Origin of the sequence: Maribacter sp. 6B07 (genome assembly GCF_002700155.1) — a bacterium.
Lineage (GTDB): Bacteria > Bacteroidota > Bacteroidia > Flavobacteriales > Flavobacteriaceae > Maribacter > Maribacter dokdonensis.
The window spans coordinates 277,456-292,585 of sequence record NZ_PDUT01000001.1 but is presented as its reverse complement, the minus strand read 5'-3'; the positions used below and the strand labels follow the sequence as shown (position 1 = coordinate 292,585).

Sequence of the window (15,130 nt, the reverse complement as noted above, 5' to 3'; positions counted from 1 at the left end):
GGCTGTTCGATGAGACTTTTGTCCCGATGGAATAAATTCTGAATATTAAATGTTGCTATTTTCATACTAATTTGTTTTATGCCCATTAGGGCTTATTTGCGTTTATCATTTGTGTGTTCATCAAAAGCCACCAGGTTAAATAATTGCCGCATTCGGCTTCGCACTCTATTGCCATACATATCTTCCAATTCTTGTGCGCTTAAGTTTGTGGTGGCATGGGTCTTAAGGTTTGCTTTTAAAAACAAATCATATCGAGATAAAAGAACTTCGCCCATTACATTGCAATTTTTACCATAGTGACGACCAATAGGTTCTACACCTAAATCGTCAAAACAATAAAACTGTCCGTCACCATAATCTTCTATAATTTTATACCCAATATGGTTGAATCCGAAGACAATGTTTCTGGCAGGGATAACTTGGTAAGGTCGTTGTAGCGGTACAATATGCCGTAGTAATCGCATTAAGCTGGTTTTACCACAACCAACCGGACCAGTAAGTAAAATACCTTTGTTGGGGTCTATTCCGTTTTTTGCACACATTTCTTCGTCTTTTATAAAGTAGTTGCAGAGTTTAAAAATTACTCTATGGTCATCCTCAAAAATTTTAAATTCTTTTCCAAAAAGTAGTTTCCCTTTAGCGTCCAAATAGATTATAATCTTATTGAAATCATAGATGACGGTCTTTCCATCAAATTGCCCAATGGAGTATTGAACTCCACCTTCATCTATTTTAGAGGGGTTCACCATAGTTTTTAATTTTGGTCGTCTTAAGGTTGTCCTTAAAAGGGGACTGCTCTTTTAACGATTTTATTTCTTTTGCTTTTAACATCCAATTTCTTGCACTTGCCATCCAATCCACAATTTTTATTTTCCCACCTTGCTTCCAACCAATGGCTTGATAATGATTGTAGAATTTAATTGCTTCTACAGCTTGCCATTTCATGCTTTTAAAAAAATCAATCACTTCAATTTCATTTTTTGGTAGCTTAGGTTTATTATAGTTTTCTTTTTGTTTAGTACTGTTTGTATTAGATACCAGTACATGTCCAGTTGTAGTTTCCTTGTTGTCCAGTACATGTTCAGAGGTTGTCCCGAATTTGGGCATCCTCAATTCGCTGCCTTTATAGATGTTATGGGAAGGAAAATATTCGATGTATTTCCAATTGTCCAAATCTTGTAAACATCGGTGATAGGTAGTGTTTGAACCAATTTTTGAAAGTTGCATTACTTCTTGACGGTTTATAAAGAATTTTTCTGCAAATCGGGTGGTGTTCCAAATTTGAAATAATGCCATGTAAAGACTTACATGCGTAGGATTCAAGCGTGAATCTTTCGCTATAAGTTGATACACTGCGCTCAGTTGCTTTATATAATTCATGCATGTTTAATCGATTTTATGATGAATACGATTTGAAAGCATGACTTCTTGGAGCTCATCAGAATCATAAAAAATGATACCACCGACTTTGGTGTATGGTAGCGTTCCATTAATGCGCAAATTCTGTAAGGTGCCAGGACTAATTTGTAATAGTTTCATGACCTCTGAAGATTTTAGATATTTTTTAAGTTTACCTGAAGCTTGTTTGGTCATAAGCTTTTTAATATCATCGAGCAGTTCAAGTTTAAACTCTCGTAAATCGTCTGTTGTAATAATACTTGTTGGCATAATGGAATGATTTTAAAAGAAAGGGACTATCAAACTCTTATTGTCTTTAATTGATAGCCCCTAACTTGATTTGACTTTCGTTCCGTAAAATTGAATTGTTTTAGTAGGCTTTGTTCACTAGTATCACCGTACTATGGTGAAAATTTAACATCTATAAATTTTCTTAGTTATGGGCAATCCCAGCGTTCTTATCCTATTTATAGTTAAGATTTTAAGTAGTAATTCTAGTAATTATGTAAAAGCAGGAGGTTAACCGTAGTACGGTATTTTTTAATTATTTTTCTGATTCTTCCATGAACGAAGTAAGACCAGTAGATAGGGTGTCAAGAAATTTTGTTCTACTTATTTTGCGTGTTTTAATTTCGGCGTATGTTTTGTAAAAATCACCTAGGTCAAATTGAAAGGTATTTTGTAAGGCAACTGCAATTTCTTTAATATCGGCATCTCCATTATTTATGGAACAAGTAGAATAAAGTGCATATATTAACTCTGTAAGTCCGGCTTTTGAGGAGGTCCAATGCAAATTTGAACTTGTGGTTAAATTATTGGATTGACCTTTAGTTCTATTCAGACTAATTGTTGCAAGTCTATTTTTAAGATAGTCTATAAACTTCTGATATGCTTTTACCTTCCCTAAAAGCATATCACGAGCAGTTGTAAAATCTGGATCTTGAAAATAGAATTTAGAGGAAACAATATGATATGAATCTGAAAATTTTCTAGTAAAATATTGATGGTCGAAGTGTGAATGTCCTTGTTGAATGTATTGCACAAAATCAATATTGTAAATGAAGAATCTATTTAGTTTAGCTATCTTTTTGTTAATATACTTTTTTTGAGTTGTACAATTAGCTACTGGAAACTGAAGTTCAAAGGAGCGTACTTCAGAATAGTAAATTAGAGGTATGATTGAAATTTGTTTCGTATGCTTAAAAAATTTAATCTCATCGTCATGGGAATCGAAATTAAATTCTAGAACTAATTTTTTAAGGGTGTATAATGTATTTCGACAAAGTAGTATTGCATTTTTAGAGCGCACTATAGTTGTAGAACGTGTGGATTCAATTTCTTCAAGAAGTTCTAAAAACTCGGTCGATATTTCCTTTAGGGGCTCGGTCATTTCATCGATTTAGTTATGTAACTATATCTGAAAAATGACCTCCTTAAGAATACGGACTATAATACGGTTCATAATTATCCTATCTCTATGTGTAAATGTAATGTGGGGCTTCTTTCCATTGACATAAGGTATAAATATAATGGGAATGACTAAAAATTAGGAGGGCAAATTGCCGTATTTTTCTACGGAGAAGCCCGTATTTTTATACGTAAATAATTTTATAGATTTGATCTTATCCGTTTAATTAGCGTTTGCTAAACTTTTTCAAGAATTGTAGTCTGTTTTTAACATTGGTTTTCTTGAAAATATTTGAAGCGTGTTTTGATACGGTGTTTTTAGCGATAAAATATTCTTCACCAATTTCCTTATAGGTTTTATTATCAAAGATTGAAAGTGCTATTTCAATCTCTCTAATTGTAAGTCCGTTATTTATTAACGTTGAATGTGATCCTTTCTGACTTGTATTTTTATAATAGTCAAAGACTTCGCTCATTTTAGTTCTATTCTCTAAAAAGTAGATATAACGATCTATCTCTATAGCGGTGATAAGAAAGAATGATAGATTTATAATTGGGAAAGTCAACCATTGATAGTCCCCGATTAAAGTTAGCAATGGAAGTAATGACATACACCCAACACTAATTACAGATAAACGGTTACGCCTTAAAACAAAAGAGTTTGAATTTTTCTGTTTTGAAATTCTGTTATAAAAAGAAAATACAAAATAGAGTGTGACAGCTGAAACTGGAATTGTGAAAAATGCTCTCGAAATATCAATTGAATTTGTTATTAAATAAGGAATTAAGAAAAGACCTAGAAGAAAGAAAACACTACTTATTGCTATGTTTTTAATGGTTAGATATTGACCTAATACCTGTATATCATATTCTTTATAAATATAATAATATAGGTAAACTCCGGTTGTTAAAGCTACACTGTAAGTAATTATATATTGTAAAATGAATGGTCCTGAAAATTCTTTAAACGGTAAAAATCCGCCAGTTAAATTGTATAAAACAAATAACCCGGAGAGTATTAAATAACTGTTGAGATTACTATGCTTAAGTTTAGATGATTTTATAAAAGCAATTATTAATAGAAATATATCTATTAACAACAAAAAAAAGGTAGTCCAATGTATTGAGGTTCCAAACATATGAATTCACTTTAGTTCAGGATTTTCTCAAATCTTTTTTCAGCTGTATTTTTTCTAACATTATCCCAATTAAAAATTTCACCATGCATAGCTATGTAAACTCCTTTTTCTAAAGTCTGAAGTGTTTTTAATGCGAACCCTAGATTAAATGTTGCATCTGACTTAGGATCAGTTCCTAAAATAAATGAACCCACAAGCACTATAGTTTTATCAATATTGTGTTTACCTAAATAAATAGCAGTTTCTATCATGGTTATTGTTCCATGGGTAATTAGTATTAGATTGGAATTTTCATTAACTATTTTCTCCTGTAGAATTTCTCTATCCTCGTTAGTGATAAAGCGGCTATCTTTTGAAAATGCTTTCTCTATTTGATATTCCTGAGAAATATTTACATTTTGAAGTATACGCTGTATCGAGACGAGAGTTCCTTCATTTTCGGACTCACTAGTGTACTCAATACCTTCAATAGTGCCCCCTGTAGTAATTATCAAAATCATTATATATAAGTTTAAGCAGGTAAAGGTTATGTTCTTTACGCTGTTATTTTTAAATAAGGATATTTGGTAATTTGGTTTGTAGTAAATGCTCGGTATCTTATTAATTTACTTATTTAATATTAAAATTCTTACATTATTTATAGATTTTAGACAAAATCCACTACAATTGTTAATTATAGTGGATTAAAGATTTGATCTATTTAAGTTTTTCTTTTAATATCATCATATCATTACTAACCTTTCTTTCTAATACCCTTGCATAAATTTGTGTAGTTGCGATTTTGGTATGGCCTAAAAGTTTTGAAACAGTTTCAATAGGCACACCATTACTTAAGGTTATTGTAGTCGCAAAAGTATGTCTGGCCATATGAAAGGTTAGATTCTTTTTAATACCACATCTATAGGCTACCTCTTTAAGGTATGAATTTAGCTTTTCATTAGTAATTTTAGGGAAGAGAGTACCAGTATTCATTGTCATGGGATGTAGTTTATATTTATCAATAATATTCTGAGCTTTCGGCAAAAGAGGGATTTTCACTTTTGTTTTTGTTTTTTGTCTATGAGTAAAAATCCAGTTACTTCCATCGATTCCTAGAGAAATATTATCTTGTGTTAAATTCATTACATCGATATAGCTGATGCCTGTATAGCAACTAAAGATGAACAAATCTCTTACGCGTTCTAGTCTTTTTAACTCAAACTCTTTAAACTCCATATTTTGTAATTCATATTCTGATAAAAATTCTCTCTCTCTTTTTTCGAAGATAGGTTTCCATCTAACAAATGGGTCTTTATCTATCCATTCCATATGATATGCCAAGGTTACCATTTTTCTCAACCTTTGTATATGCTTCATGATTGTATTTTGGCCCATACCTTTTGGATGACCTTTGGGCCAGTAATTGGCTAAATAACATTCGAAATCGCAAAGGAATTTATAATCTAATTTTTTAAGAAAAATGTTATTTGTATTTTTTTCTTTAGTTATAAACTTGATTATATAGTTTTCAGTAATGCTAAAATTTCGAATCGAACCTACTGCAAGGGTGTTTGAAATTTTATTGTTATGGTATTTTATAAGTTCTAAAAGAGTTTTAGAGTCACCATCAAAACCTAAATATGTTGCTTTGATTAATTGGGCTGTTATCAATTGGTTTTTAAATCTCAATTCTTGATAACATTGTATAAGCTGAGCATAAACCTGATCTAGATAGAGGTTTAGCCTTCTAGATTTCTCTTTATTACCTTTTGCTCGTTGCTTCTCATTATTCCAATAACGAATATCTGCTTTTAATTTAAGACTAATGGTTGCTCTTTTACCATCTACCGTAATCCTGGCTTGAACTGTGGTTAAGTAATTTTTAGCACGTGAAGAATTAATCCAAAATAGGATTGAAAATGTGTTTAAAGATTTCATAGTTGTCGTCTTTTAATTAATTATTAGAGACGAAAGCCAAATCAACTATACTTTTAAAATTACAACGGTTTTGCCAAATCGACAACAATTGTTGTCGATTTAGGTTTTTGTTGTCGATTTGTTGCCAATACATATCAAATCAATTGATTTCATATGATGCCCTTAAAACCAACAAACCCTGCAAATCATAAAATTTGCAGGGTTTTGACTCTTTTAGTGAGTTAACCTTGTGACCTCGACAGGATTCAAACCTGTAACCTTCTGAGCCGTAATCAGATGCGCTATTCAGTTGCGCCACGAGGCCGTTATTTGTTTCCCTTAACGGGGTGCAAATATATTTCTTTTTACATTTACCACAAAATTAAGAAGAGAATATTAAATGGATTTTAAAAGCTTTATAAGAGATGTACCCAATTTTCCAAAAGACGGAATCATTTTTAAGGACATAACTCCGCTGTTACAGAGCCCGGAAATGCTCAATAAAACTACTGAGGCATTGGCACAACTGGTAAACGGCCAAAAGATTGACAAGGTAGTAGGGATGGAGAGTAGAGGATTTATTTTTGGTCCAATGCTAGCAAGCAAATTAAACGCAGGATTTGTACCAATTCGTAAACCAGGGAAATTACCTTCTACAACCTTGAGTGAAACTTATGATTTAGAGTATGGTAAGGATACTTTGGAAATTCATACGGATAGTATACAGAAAGGTGATATGGTATTGATTCATGATGATGTTCTTGCAACAGGTGGTACGGCAAGTGCTGCATGCAAATTAGTAGAAAAACTGGGAGGTACTATTGTACAGTGTAATTTTTTGATAGAGTTAACCTTTCTTGAAGGTATTTCTAAAATAGAGGAATATCAGGCAAAATCTTTACTTAAATATTAATCTAGTGCTTTGGTGGTAATAAAATAGCGCCAACCAATGATTGCCATCTGTAACTTACTGGCCTTAGATAAATCTAGTCGTTGTTTACTATAAGATGGTAGCAGTGCCTTATTCAATTTGGCAATAAATTTATAGAACTTATTCTTCAAGGTTTCTGTTTTATGCTAAAATACATAATTATGCTACAAGGTAGAAAATACACTTATGCTTACATCTTAAACTACAGGTTATAAGAATACCATATTTATAATTAAGCTGAAAATAAAGATGATTATAAGTTTAATTAAGGCTATCATAATTTTGATTTAATAGTTGGTTATTGAATGTTCAACCAAGATATTATAGTCTATTTCCCTAAACAAGAAATTGATCTTATTTTAATACAATTGACTATGTATTTATAAGTTAAATGATGGATGTTGTTTTAAATTTAAATAATATGTCTACATGTTATATTCAAATTGTTAACATATAGTATTATTTGATTTATAATTGTAAGAAATAAAGGGGCGGTTTTAATCGAAAGATTATTTTGTAGACGAAAAAGTAGATGAAAATTCAAATTTTGAATACTTTCATTATGTGTCAAAAAAAAATCCGAAGTAAATAGTTCTTCGGATTTTAGATTTTAATTAGAGACGCATTCTTAGATTTTACTTTTTCAGTGTAATTTCAACAACTCCGTTTTTTCCATCTTCACCATATTGCTCTTGAGCACTTAGCCCTTTTATAACATTCATTGAAGCAATTTTATTCGGGTCTAAATTTGATACCTCTTTCGACTCCCATTTTTTTCCGTCAACAAAAAATAGAGGTTCTTTGTTATCATTACCAGATATGAACTTGAAGCCATTATCGGTTTCTTCAGAAACTTTTAAATCATACTCGCCAGATGAAGATGTGGAAATTGAAATTTGCTGATTATTATTATTATTATTACTGTTACTAGTTTTCTTAGCTGAAGTAACATTATGGGCTACATCTACATGACTAATAAATATGCTGTTTTTATCGGTGTCTATAATGATATGAATTTTATCAATAGTGTCGTTATCAGATGCTGAATTAAATCGGCTACTGACTTCACCTTTGTTTTTGTTTCCACCATTTATCTCTATAGATATATTTTGAATCTCTGAATTTTTATTTCTTACCGTAGTATAAGAAAAATCAAAGCTTTCTTTGATCAAGTCGTTTTTGATTTTTACCAGCTGATCATCCGTAGTATTCTTGTCTATAAGTATTTCTATTGTATTGTCAGAAATATTTTTTTCATTGGTGGTATACACCTCTTTGGTATTAAAACTGATGAGAAATAACGCAAGCATAGGTAGAATGAATAAACTTTTGATTGCATTTACTTTTTTTGATTTTTGTTGATTGATCATGACTATTCGCTTTTTGATTAATGAATTAAAAAATGGATTTATGATTGATAAATTTTGCTGACCAACAGCCTGTTTCAACAGTATGTATTGGTAATCTTTTTTATTGAGCTTTATTTCTGTGTTGTCTGTGTCGGCTAGAAATTCTAAGTTTTGTTTTATTGCAATTCTATAATACCATGCAAAAGGATTAAACCATTGCAGTGCTAAAAAAATCTCCATGAAGACTACATCATATGAATGTTTTTGTTGAGCATGGACCTCTTCATGCGAAATAATGCTTTTAAGTTCCTTTTGATCGTGTAAACTAGGATTGTAAACAATAGCTTTAAAGAAGGAAAAAGGGGTTACATTATCTGTTGTGACAATATGGCTAATGCTATCAATATGCTTCTTATTTCCGTTTTGTATTAACTTTCTAAGCTTATAAATTTGAAGTAGGAATTTCGTTAAAAATAAGCTGGCTCCTATACCATAAATTGCTAGGGCAGTATTAAATGGGTAGTTGCCAATAAAATTGTTTTGTTCATTTGGCAAGATGATGTTGTTTGTGGCCTCACTTATGTGTTGTACGGGTAGGGTAATGGTATTTGTAATATAGATTAATGGAAAGAGTACAGAAGTAAACAAACCTAACAGCAGAAAAAATCTATTGAATGTATAAAAGGTTTCCCTGCTCAACAAAAATTGATAGCAAAGAAAAAAGAGACCAAGTACTAATCCGGACTTTAGCAAATAGTAACAAAAAGCTTCCATCTATTTTCCATTTTCAATAAGGTTGATAATTTCTTTTAATTCGTCTACCGATATTTTTTCTTCTTTGGCAAAGAAAGAAACAATGTTTTTGTAAGAATTGTCAAAATATGAAACCATGTCTTCATTTACATATGTCTTGTAGTAGGCTTCTTTGGCTATAATAGGATGATATTGATGTGTTTTGCCATAGGCAGTAAATCCTACGAATTTCTTTTCTTCCAGGTTTCTTACAATAGTAGAGAGGGTATTGTAATGTGGCTTATTTTCCGTTATTTCTTGCATAATTTCCTTGACAAACGCTTTTTTTAAGCGCCAAAGAATTTTCATGATCTCTTCTTCCTTATTTGTAAGTTTTTCCATTGCCTGTCTTTTGATAGATCCAAATTAAACTATTTTTTTAGTTATACAACTATAAAAATAGTTATTTAACGAAATTTTTAGTTTTCAATTGATGTCAATTATCATATGTCCAAAAAAATGTTCTATCTATATTTGTTAAAATTCTTTACATGCAAGATTTCTTATTTATTGTTGCCGGACTAGTTTTGTTGATAGCTGGGGGTAATTGGTTGCTAAAGGCGGCGGTAGATCTATCGTTAAAATTAAAAATTCCGAAAATAGTAATAGGTATGACGGTTGTGTCTTTCGCAACTTCTGCACCTGAGCTAATTGTAAGTATTAATGCAGCTTTAGATGGTTTTCCTGATTTGGCCTTAGGTAATGTTGTGGGATCTAATATTGCAAATTTAGGTTTGGTACTTGCAATTACTATTTTATTAGGACCTATAGATGTTAACAAAAGCTTTTATACTACAGATTGGCCGGTAATGATGTTGGCTTCCTTACTATTCTTTTTCTTTATCTATTTTGATGGAGTTCTTCAGCAATATGAAGGGGTGGTCATGGTAATTTTCCTATTTGTATTCTTGGTGTATTTATTACGATTTCAAAAACCTGCTGTTATCGATGCGGAAGATGAGCCAGATGTAATGTTACCAACCTATAAGACAGCCTTGTTCTTAGGATTAGGTGGTGGGGCACTTTGGGGCGGTTCTGAGCTGCTAATCAGTGGAGCAGTAGGTATGGCTACAGCATTCGGAGTTAGTGAACGTGTAATAGCAATTACGATAGTTTCTGTGGGTACAAGTATACCTGAGTTAGCGGCATCGATCATAGCTATTATCAAAAAAGAAAAAGCAATTTCCTTAGGGAATTTAATAGGTTCTAATATTTTTAACCTCTTGGCCGTGTTAGGTATTACTTCTATAATTACGCCTATTTCCGTTATGGATCAAGGATTGTTGACCAATGACATTTTTTGGTTGTTGGGTATTTCCTTTCTTGTCCTTCCTTTGGTTTTTATTCCTAAAGGATTGAGATTGGGTTGGCGAGATGGAGTGGTACTGTTAGGCGTATATCTTGCTTTTGTCTATTTTACCATAGGATAGTTTCTTACTCGGAGAATGCAAAAAAAACGCCCTGAACATGTTCAGGGCATTTTTAATATATAATCTACAATTAATTTGGTATTAAACCTTAGCTGATTTTACAGTTTTAACGATAACACCTGCAATTTTATATGGATCACCGTTAGATGCCGGTCTTCTATCTTCTAACCATCCTTTCCATCCGCTTTCTACCGTTGCGATAGGAATACGTATAGAAGCTCCTCTATCAGAAATACCGAAGCTGAAATCTGTAATAGCAGCAGTTTCGTGTAAACCTGTTAGACGTTGATCGTTAAACTCACCGTATACAGAGATATGTTCTTTAACTACTGGTCTAAATGCCTCACATATTTTTTCGTAAGTTGCTTGGTCTCCACAAGTTCTTAACGTAGTGTTAGAGAAGTTTGCGTGCATACCAGAACCGTTCCAGTCCATATCTTTACCTAATGGTTTTGGGTGGTACTCAATATAGTATCCGTAAGACTCTGTAAGTCTGTCCAATAAGTAACGTGCTACCCATAATTCGTCACCGGCTAATTTTGCACCTTTAGCGAACAATTGAAACTCCCATTGACCACAAGCAACTTCTTGGTTGATACCTTCAAAGTTAAGACCAGCAGCAATACAAAGATCTGCGTGCTCTTCTACAATATGTCTACCGTGTGTGTTTTTACCACCAACTGAACAGTAGTACATTCCCTGTGGAGCTGGGTAACCACCTCTTGGGAAACCTAAAGGTAATTCAGTAGCAGTATCCATGATGAAATATTCTTGCTCAAAACCAAACCAGAAATCATTATCGTCATCATCAATAGTAGCTCTACCATTAGAAACGTGAGGCGTACCATCTGCATTAAGTACTTCTGTCATTACCAAGTATCCGTCCTTTCTTGCTGGATCAGGGTAGATTGCAACTGGTTTAAGCAAACAGTCAGAAGAACCACCTTCGGCCTGGCGCGTTGAACTTCCATCAAAAGACCACATTGGGCAATCTTCTAATTTACCACCAAAGTCATTAACCACTTTGGTCTTACTTCTCATGTTTTGGGTTGGAAAATATCCATCTAACCAGATGTATTCTAATTTTGTTTTGCTCATAATGTGCTCGTTATAATTTAAAATAAGTTACAAACAAAAATATGTTTTTTATCAATCTGTATGAATTTTTAAGGGGGTAAATCTGTAAAAATTAAATTTATTTCTATCCACCCCTAATTTTTGTCGGGTATTTTATCATATTTATATTTATAGAACGTAATTTTGTGAAATTAATAATGAATTTAGGTATGATGTCCTCAAGATTTACAGCAATAAAAGAAAGTCAAAATAGAAATGCCATCGCTATTCAGGAAAATGGAAGAAGGTCTGACTTGTTCGGTGTCAATGTGTTCAATGAAAAAAAGATGTTGCAATACCTAACCAAAGATGCTTTTGAAGGATTGAAAGGTGCTATGGATTCTGGTTCTAAGATCGACAGAAAAATTGCAGATCAAGTCGCAGAGGCCATAAAGGGTTGGGCAATTTCAATGGGAGCTACTCATTATACCCACTGGTTTCAGCCTTTAACCGGTTCAACTGCTGAGAAACATGATGCCTTCTTTGATCTTATGCCAGATGGTACGGCTTTAGAGAAGTTTGGTGGTGGTCAATTGGTGCAGCAAGAACCAGATGCATCTAGTTTTCCAAGTGGGGGCATTAGAAATACATTTGAGGCTAGGGGCTACACGGCTTGGGACCCATCTTCACCCGCATTCATATATGGTACTACTTTATGTATACCTACAATATTTGTTTCTTATACGGGTGAAGCTTTAGATAATAAAGCTCCATTGTTAAGAGCATTGGGTGCAGTGGATGAAGCGGCAACCGCAGTGGCTAAATATTTTGATAAAACCGTTACCAAGGTCAACGCAACTTTAGGTTGGGAGCAAGAATATTTTTTGATCGATAAAGCTCTTGCCCATTCTAGACCGGATATTATGATGACCGGTCGTACTTTGGTGGGCGAAACTCCTGCAAAAGGACAACAATTAGATGATCATTATTTTGGGGTTATACCTAGTCGTGTGCTGAGTTTTATGAGCGATTTGGAAAAAGAATGCACAAAATTGGGTATACCTGTAAAGACCAGGCACAATGAAGTTGCCCCAAATCAGTTTGAACTGGCTCCTGTTTTTGAAGAAGCAAATTTGGCAATTGACCATAATCTTCTACTGATGGATGTGATGGATAAGATTGCGGATAAACATCATTTTAAAGTGCTGTTCCATGAAAAGCCATTTGCTGGGATCAATGGGTCGGGTAAGCACAACAATTGGTCTCTACAGACCAATACAGGGGTAAATCTTCTTAGTCCCGGTTCTACACCAATGAAGAATTTACAGTTTTTGACCTTTTTTATTAACACCATTAAAGCGGTAGATACTTATGAAGAACTTTTGCGTTCTTCAATAGCTTCGGCAAGTAATGATCATAGGCTGGGGGCAAACGAAGCTCCACCAGCAATATTTTCAATTTTTGTAGGTACTCAATTAAGTAATGTTTTAGATGAGCTTGAAGGGGTGTCCAAAGGAAAATTGTCTCCAGAGGAAAAAACAGAACTTAAGCTGAACGTAGTAGGTAAAATTCCAGAAATATTGATGGATAATACCGATCGAAACAGAACTTCACCTTTTGCATTTACAGGTAATAAATTTGAAATGCGTGGCGTTGGTTCCAAGACCAATTGTGCCAAGCCAATGACCATTTTAAATACCATTGTTGCAAAGCAATTAAAAGATTTTAAGAAAGAGGTAGATGCACTGGTAGACAAGAAGAACCTTAAAAAAGACGAAGCTGTTTTTAATGTACTTCGTGAATATATAAAAACATCCAAACGAATTCGTTTTGACGGTGATGGCTATAGTGTTGAATGGGAAAACGAAGCTAAACGAAGAAAATTAAGTAACAATAAAAATACTCCCGAAGCTCTAGAGGTCTTGACATCAAAAGACAGTATTGCACTTTTTGAATCTATGGATGTAATGAGTGAGGTTGAAGTGGGCGCCCGCCAAGAAGTGGATCTGGAGAATTATATTATGCACCTACAGATAGAGGGTAGGGTGTATAATGAATTGGTTTACGGGTATATTTTGCCGTCAGCATTGGAATATCAAAATAAGCTGATTAAAAATGTGTCTGGACTTAAGGAAATTTATGGAGCGGCACATAAAAAATTCACTGAAGGGCAATTGACCATGATAGAAGAAATTGCAGAGCATGTAGTAAGCATTAAAAAAATGGTTGATGCCATGGCAGATGCAAGAAAGAAGGCAAATGCTCTAAAAGACACAAAAAAGAAGGCAAAGTCATATTGCTTTGATGTAAAACCATATTTTTCTGAAATTAGATCACATAGTGATAAGTTGGAAAAATTAATGGACAATACCTTATGGACATTGACCAAGTATAGGGAATTGTTGTTCATTGAATAAGCCTAGTCTTTAATTATTAAAAAAAATGGGGAATTATTAAGCTGAACTAAGGTTACAGTTTTAATGATTCCCTTATTTTTGTTTCAAATTTTAGTTATGTCAACACCTAGCAATGAAAGATATCAGCAACGGGGCGTGTCAGCTTCTAAAGAAGACGTGCACAATGCTATAAAGAATATTGATAAAGGTCTTTTTCCTAAGGCTTTCTGTAAAATAGTTCCTGATTATTTGACAGGAGACAAAGAGTATTGCTTGATCATGCACGCAGATGGGGCGGGTACAAAGTCGTCGTTGGCATATATGTACTGGAAAGAAACGGGAGATATTTCCGTTTGGAAAGGTATTGCGCAAGATGCCTTGATCATGAACATAGATGATTTAATCTGTGTTGGGGCTACTGACAATATTATGCTTTCATCTACTATTGGCAGAAATAAAAATAAGATTCCGGGTGAGGTGCTTTCAGCTATAATCAATGGAACGGAAGAGTTGATAAACGACTTGGGTGAGTTTGGTATCACTATTCATTCTACCGGTGGTGAAACTGCCGATGTTGGGGATTTGGTAAGAACAATTATTGTAGATTCTACGGTTACTGCTAGATTGAAAAGAAGTGAGGTGATCGATAATGCCAATATTAAGGCAGGCGATGTTATTGTAGGTCTAGAATCTTTTGGTCAAGCAACATACGAGAAAGAGTATAATGGCGGTATGGGAAGTAACGGACTCACCTCTGCACGGCATGATGTGTTCTCTAATTATTTGGCAGAAAAATTCCCTGAGAGCTTTGACGCTGAGGTGCCAGAAGATTTGGTGTATTCAGGAAAGGTGAAATTAACGGATGACGTTGAGAATTCTCCAATTAATGCCGGTAAATTAGTGTTGTCGCCAACAAGGACATATGCACCGATCGTAAAAAAAATACTTTCTACATATAGCCCTGATCAAATTCATGGTATGATCCATTGTAGTGGAGGGGCACAGACCAAAATTCTTCATTTTGTAGATGACCTTCATATTATCAAGGATAACTTATTTGATGTGCCACCTCTTTTTCAATTAATTCAAGAACAGTCTGGTACAGATTGGAAAGAGATGTATAAGGTTTTCAATTGTGGTCATAGACTAGAGATTTATCTTCCTGAAGATATCGCAGGTGATATTATTGAAATATCAAAGAGTTTTGGCGTAAATGCTAAAATTATAGGTAAGGTAGAGGCATCGGATTCTAAAAAATTAACAATTTCCAGTAAGTACGGCACCTTTGTGTATTAGAACATACGATTAATGTAAATAAATCGTTCTTTTTGTATAA

15 protein-coding genes and 1 tRNA gene are annotated in these 15,130 nt (G+C 33.5%); 4 read left to right on the top strand and 12 right to left on the bottom strand.

Annotated elements, in window-relative coordinates:
- Positions 1 to 92: 92 nt before the first annotated feature.
- The 8 genes from CSC80_RS01275 to CSC80_RS01240 all read right to left on the bottom strand — a co-directional run bounded on the left by CSC80_RS01275 (position 93) and on the right by CSC80_RS01240 (position 6,165).
- Positions 93 to 749 carry an ATPase gene (locus CSC80_RS01275; RefSeq protein ID WP_099189204.1) on the bottom strand — a complete coding sequence of 219 codons (657 nt, stop codon included), beginning with the start codon at positions 747 to 749 and terminating at the stop codon, positions 93 to 95.
- Positions 733 to 1,380 carry a hypothetical protein gene (locus CSC80_RS01270; RefSeq protein ID WP_099189202.1) on the bottom strand — a complete coding sequence of 216 codons (648 nt, stop codon included), beginning with the start codon at positions 1,378 to 1,380 and terminating at the stop codon, positions 733 to 735. Before CSC80_RS01270 ends, CSC80_RS01275 begins: the two co-directional genes overlap by 17 nt.
- A 6-nt stretch (positions 1,381 to 1,386) precedes the next feature.
- The gene (locus CSC80_RS01265) at positions 1,387 to 1,668 is read right to left on the bottom strand and encodes a helix-turn-helix domain-containing protein (RefSeq protein WP_099189199.1); all 282 of its coding nucleotides are present in this window, start codon (positions 1,666 to 1,668) and stop codon (positions 1,387 to 1,389) included.
- Between the two features lie 274 nt (positions 1,669 to 1,942).
- Positions 1,943 to 2,788, bottom strand: a complete 846-nt coding sequence (locus CSC80_RS01260) for an RteC domain-containing protein (RefSeq protein WP_099189197.1) — start codon at positions 2,786 to 2,788, stop codon at positions 1,943 to 1,945.
- 244 nt (positions 2,789 to 3,032) lie between these two features.
- Positions 3,033 to 3,944, bottom strand: a complete 912-nt coding sequence (locus CSC80_RS01255; protein WP_099189195.1) for a helix-turn-helix transcriptional regulator — start codon at positions 3,942 to 3,944, stop codon at positions 3,033 to 3,035.
- Between the two features lie 11 nt (positions 3,945 to 3,955).
- Positions 3,956 to 4,444, bottom strand: a complete 489-nt coding sequence (locus tag CSC80_RS01250) for an asparaginase domain-containing protein (RefSeq protein ID WP_099189192.1) — start codon at positions 4,442 to 4,444, stop codon at positions 3,956 to 3,958.
- 196 nt (positions 4,445 to 4,640) lie between these two features.
- Positions 4,641 to 5,861 (bottom strand): site-specific integrase, encoded by a 1,221-nt coding sequence (locus CSC80_RS01245; protein WP_099189190.1) that lies wholly within the window; start codon positions 5,859 to 5,861, stop codon positions 4,641 to 4,643.
- A gap of 230 nt (positions 5,862 to 6,091) precedes the next feature.
- A tRNA-Arg gene (locus CSC80_RS01240) sits at positions 6,092 to 6,165 on the bottom strand.
- A 75-nt stretch (positions 6,166 to 6,240) separates the two neighbouring features.
- Between CSC80_RS01240 and CSC80_RS01235 the strand changes: the two genes are divergently transcribed.
- Positions 6,241 to 6,753: an adenine phosphoribosyltransferase gene (locus CSC80_RS01235; protein WP_099189188.1), complete on the top strand. Its 513-nt coding sequence runs from the start codon at positions 6,241 to 6,243 to the stop codon at positions 6,751 to 6,753.
- Here CSC80_RS01235 and CSC80_RS01230 read toward each other — a convergent pair.
- From CSC80_RS01230 to CSC80_RS01220, 3 genes are all read right to left on the bottom strand, one after another.
- Positions 6,750 to 6,902, bottom strand: coding sequence for a hypothetical protein (locus CSC80_RS01230; RefSeq protein WP_058103604.1), 153 nt, complete (start codon positions 6,900 to 6,902; stop codon positions 6,750 to 6,752). The two genes, CSC80_RS01235 and CSC80_RS01230, sit on opposite strands and share 4 nt — an antisense overlap.
- 504 nt (positions 6,903 to 7,406) lie before the next feature.
- Entirely contained in the window at positions 7,407 to 8,894 is a 1,488-nt protein-coding gene (locus tag CSC80_RS01225; RefSeq protein WP_099189186.1) for a M56 family metallopeptidase, read from the bottom strand.
- Positions 8,895 to 9,254, bottom strand: coding sequence for a BlaI/MecI/CopY family transcriptional regulator (locus CSC80_RS01220; RefSeq protein WP_099189184.1), 360 nt, complete (start codon positions 9,252 to 9,254; stop codon positions 8,895 to 8,897). It lies immediately after the preceding gene.
- Between the two features lie 149 nt (positions 9,255 to 9,403).
- Here CSC80_RS01220 and CSC80_RS01215 point away from each other — a divergent pair, with 149 nt between their 5' ends.
- A complete protein-coding gene (locus CSC80_RS01215) occupies positions 9,404 to 10,342 on the top strand; it encodes a calcium/sodium antiporter (protein ID WP_099189181.1) in 939 nt (312 codons plus the stop codon).
- Positions 10,343 to 10,423: 81 nt separating this feature from the next.
- Here the strand turns inward: CSC80_RS01215 and CSC80_RS01210 are convergent, their stop codons facing one another.
- The gene (locus tag CSC80_RS01210) at positions 10,424 to 11,440 is read right to left on the bottom strand and encodes a glutamine synthetase beta-grasp domain-containing protein (RefSeq protein ID WP_058103600.1); all 1,017 of its coding nucleotides are present in this window, start codon (positions 11,438 to 11,440) and stop codon (positions 10,424 to 10,426) included.
- Positions 11,441 to 11,628: 188 nt separating this feature from the next.
- Between CSC80_RS01210 and CSC80_RS01205 the strand changes: the two genes are divergently transcribed.
- Together CSC80_RS01205 and CSC80_RS01200 are read left to right on the top strand one after the other, a co-directional pair.
- The gene (locus tag CSC80_RS01205) at positions 11,629 to 13,815 is read left to right on the top strand and encodes a glutamine synthetase III (protein ID WP_099191356.1); all 2,187 of its coding nucleotides are present in this window, start codon (positions 11,629 to 11,631) and stop codon (positions 13,813 to 13,815) included.
- 96 nt (positions 13,816 to 13,911) lie between these two features.
- The gene (locus CSC80_RS01200) at positions 13,912 to 15,090 is read left to right on the top strand and encodes an AIR synthase related protein (protein WP_058103599.1); all 1,179 of its coding nucleotides are present in this window, start codon (positions 13,912 to 13,914) and stop codon (positions 15,088 to 15,090) included.
- Positions 15,091 to 15,130 lie beyond the last annotated feature (40 nt).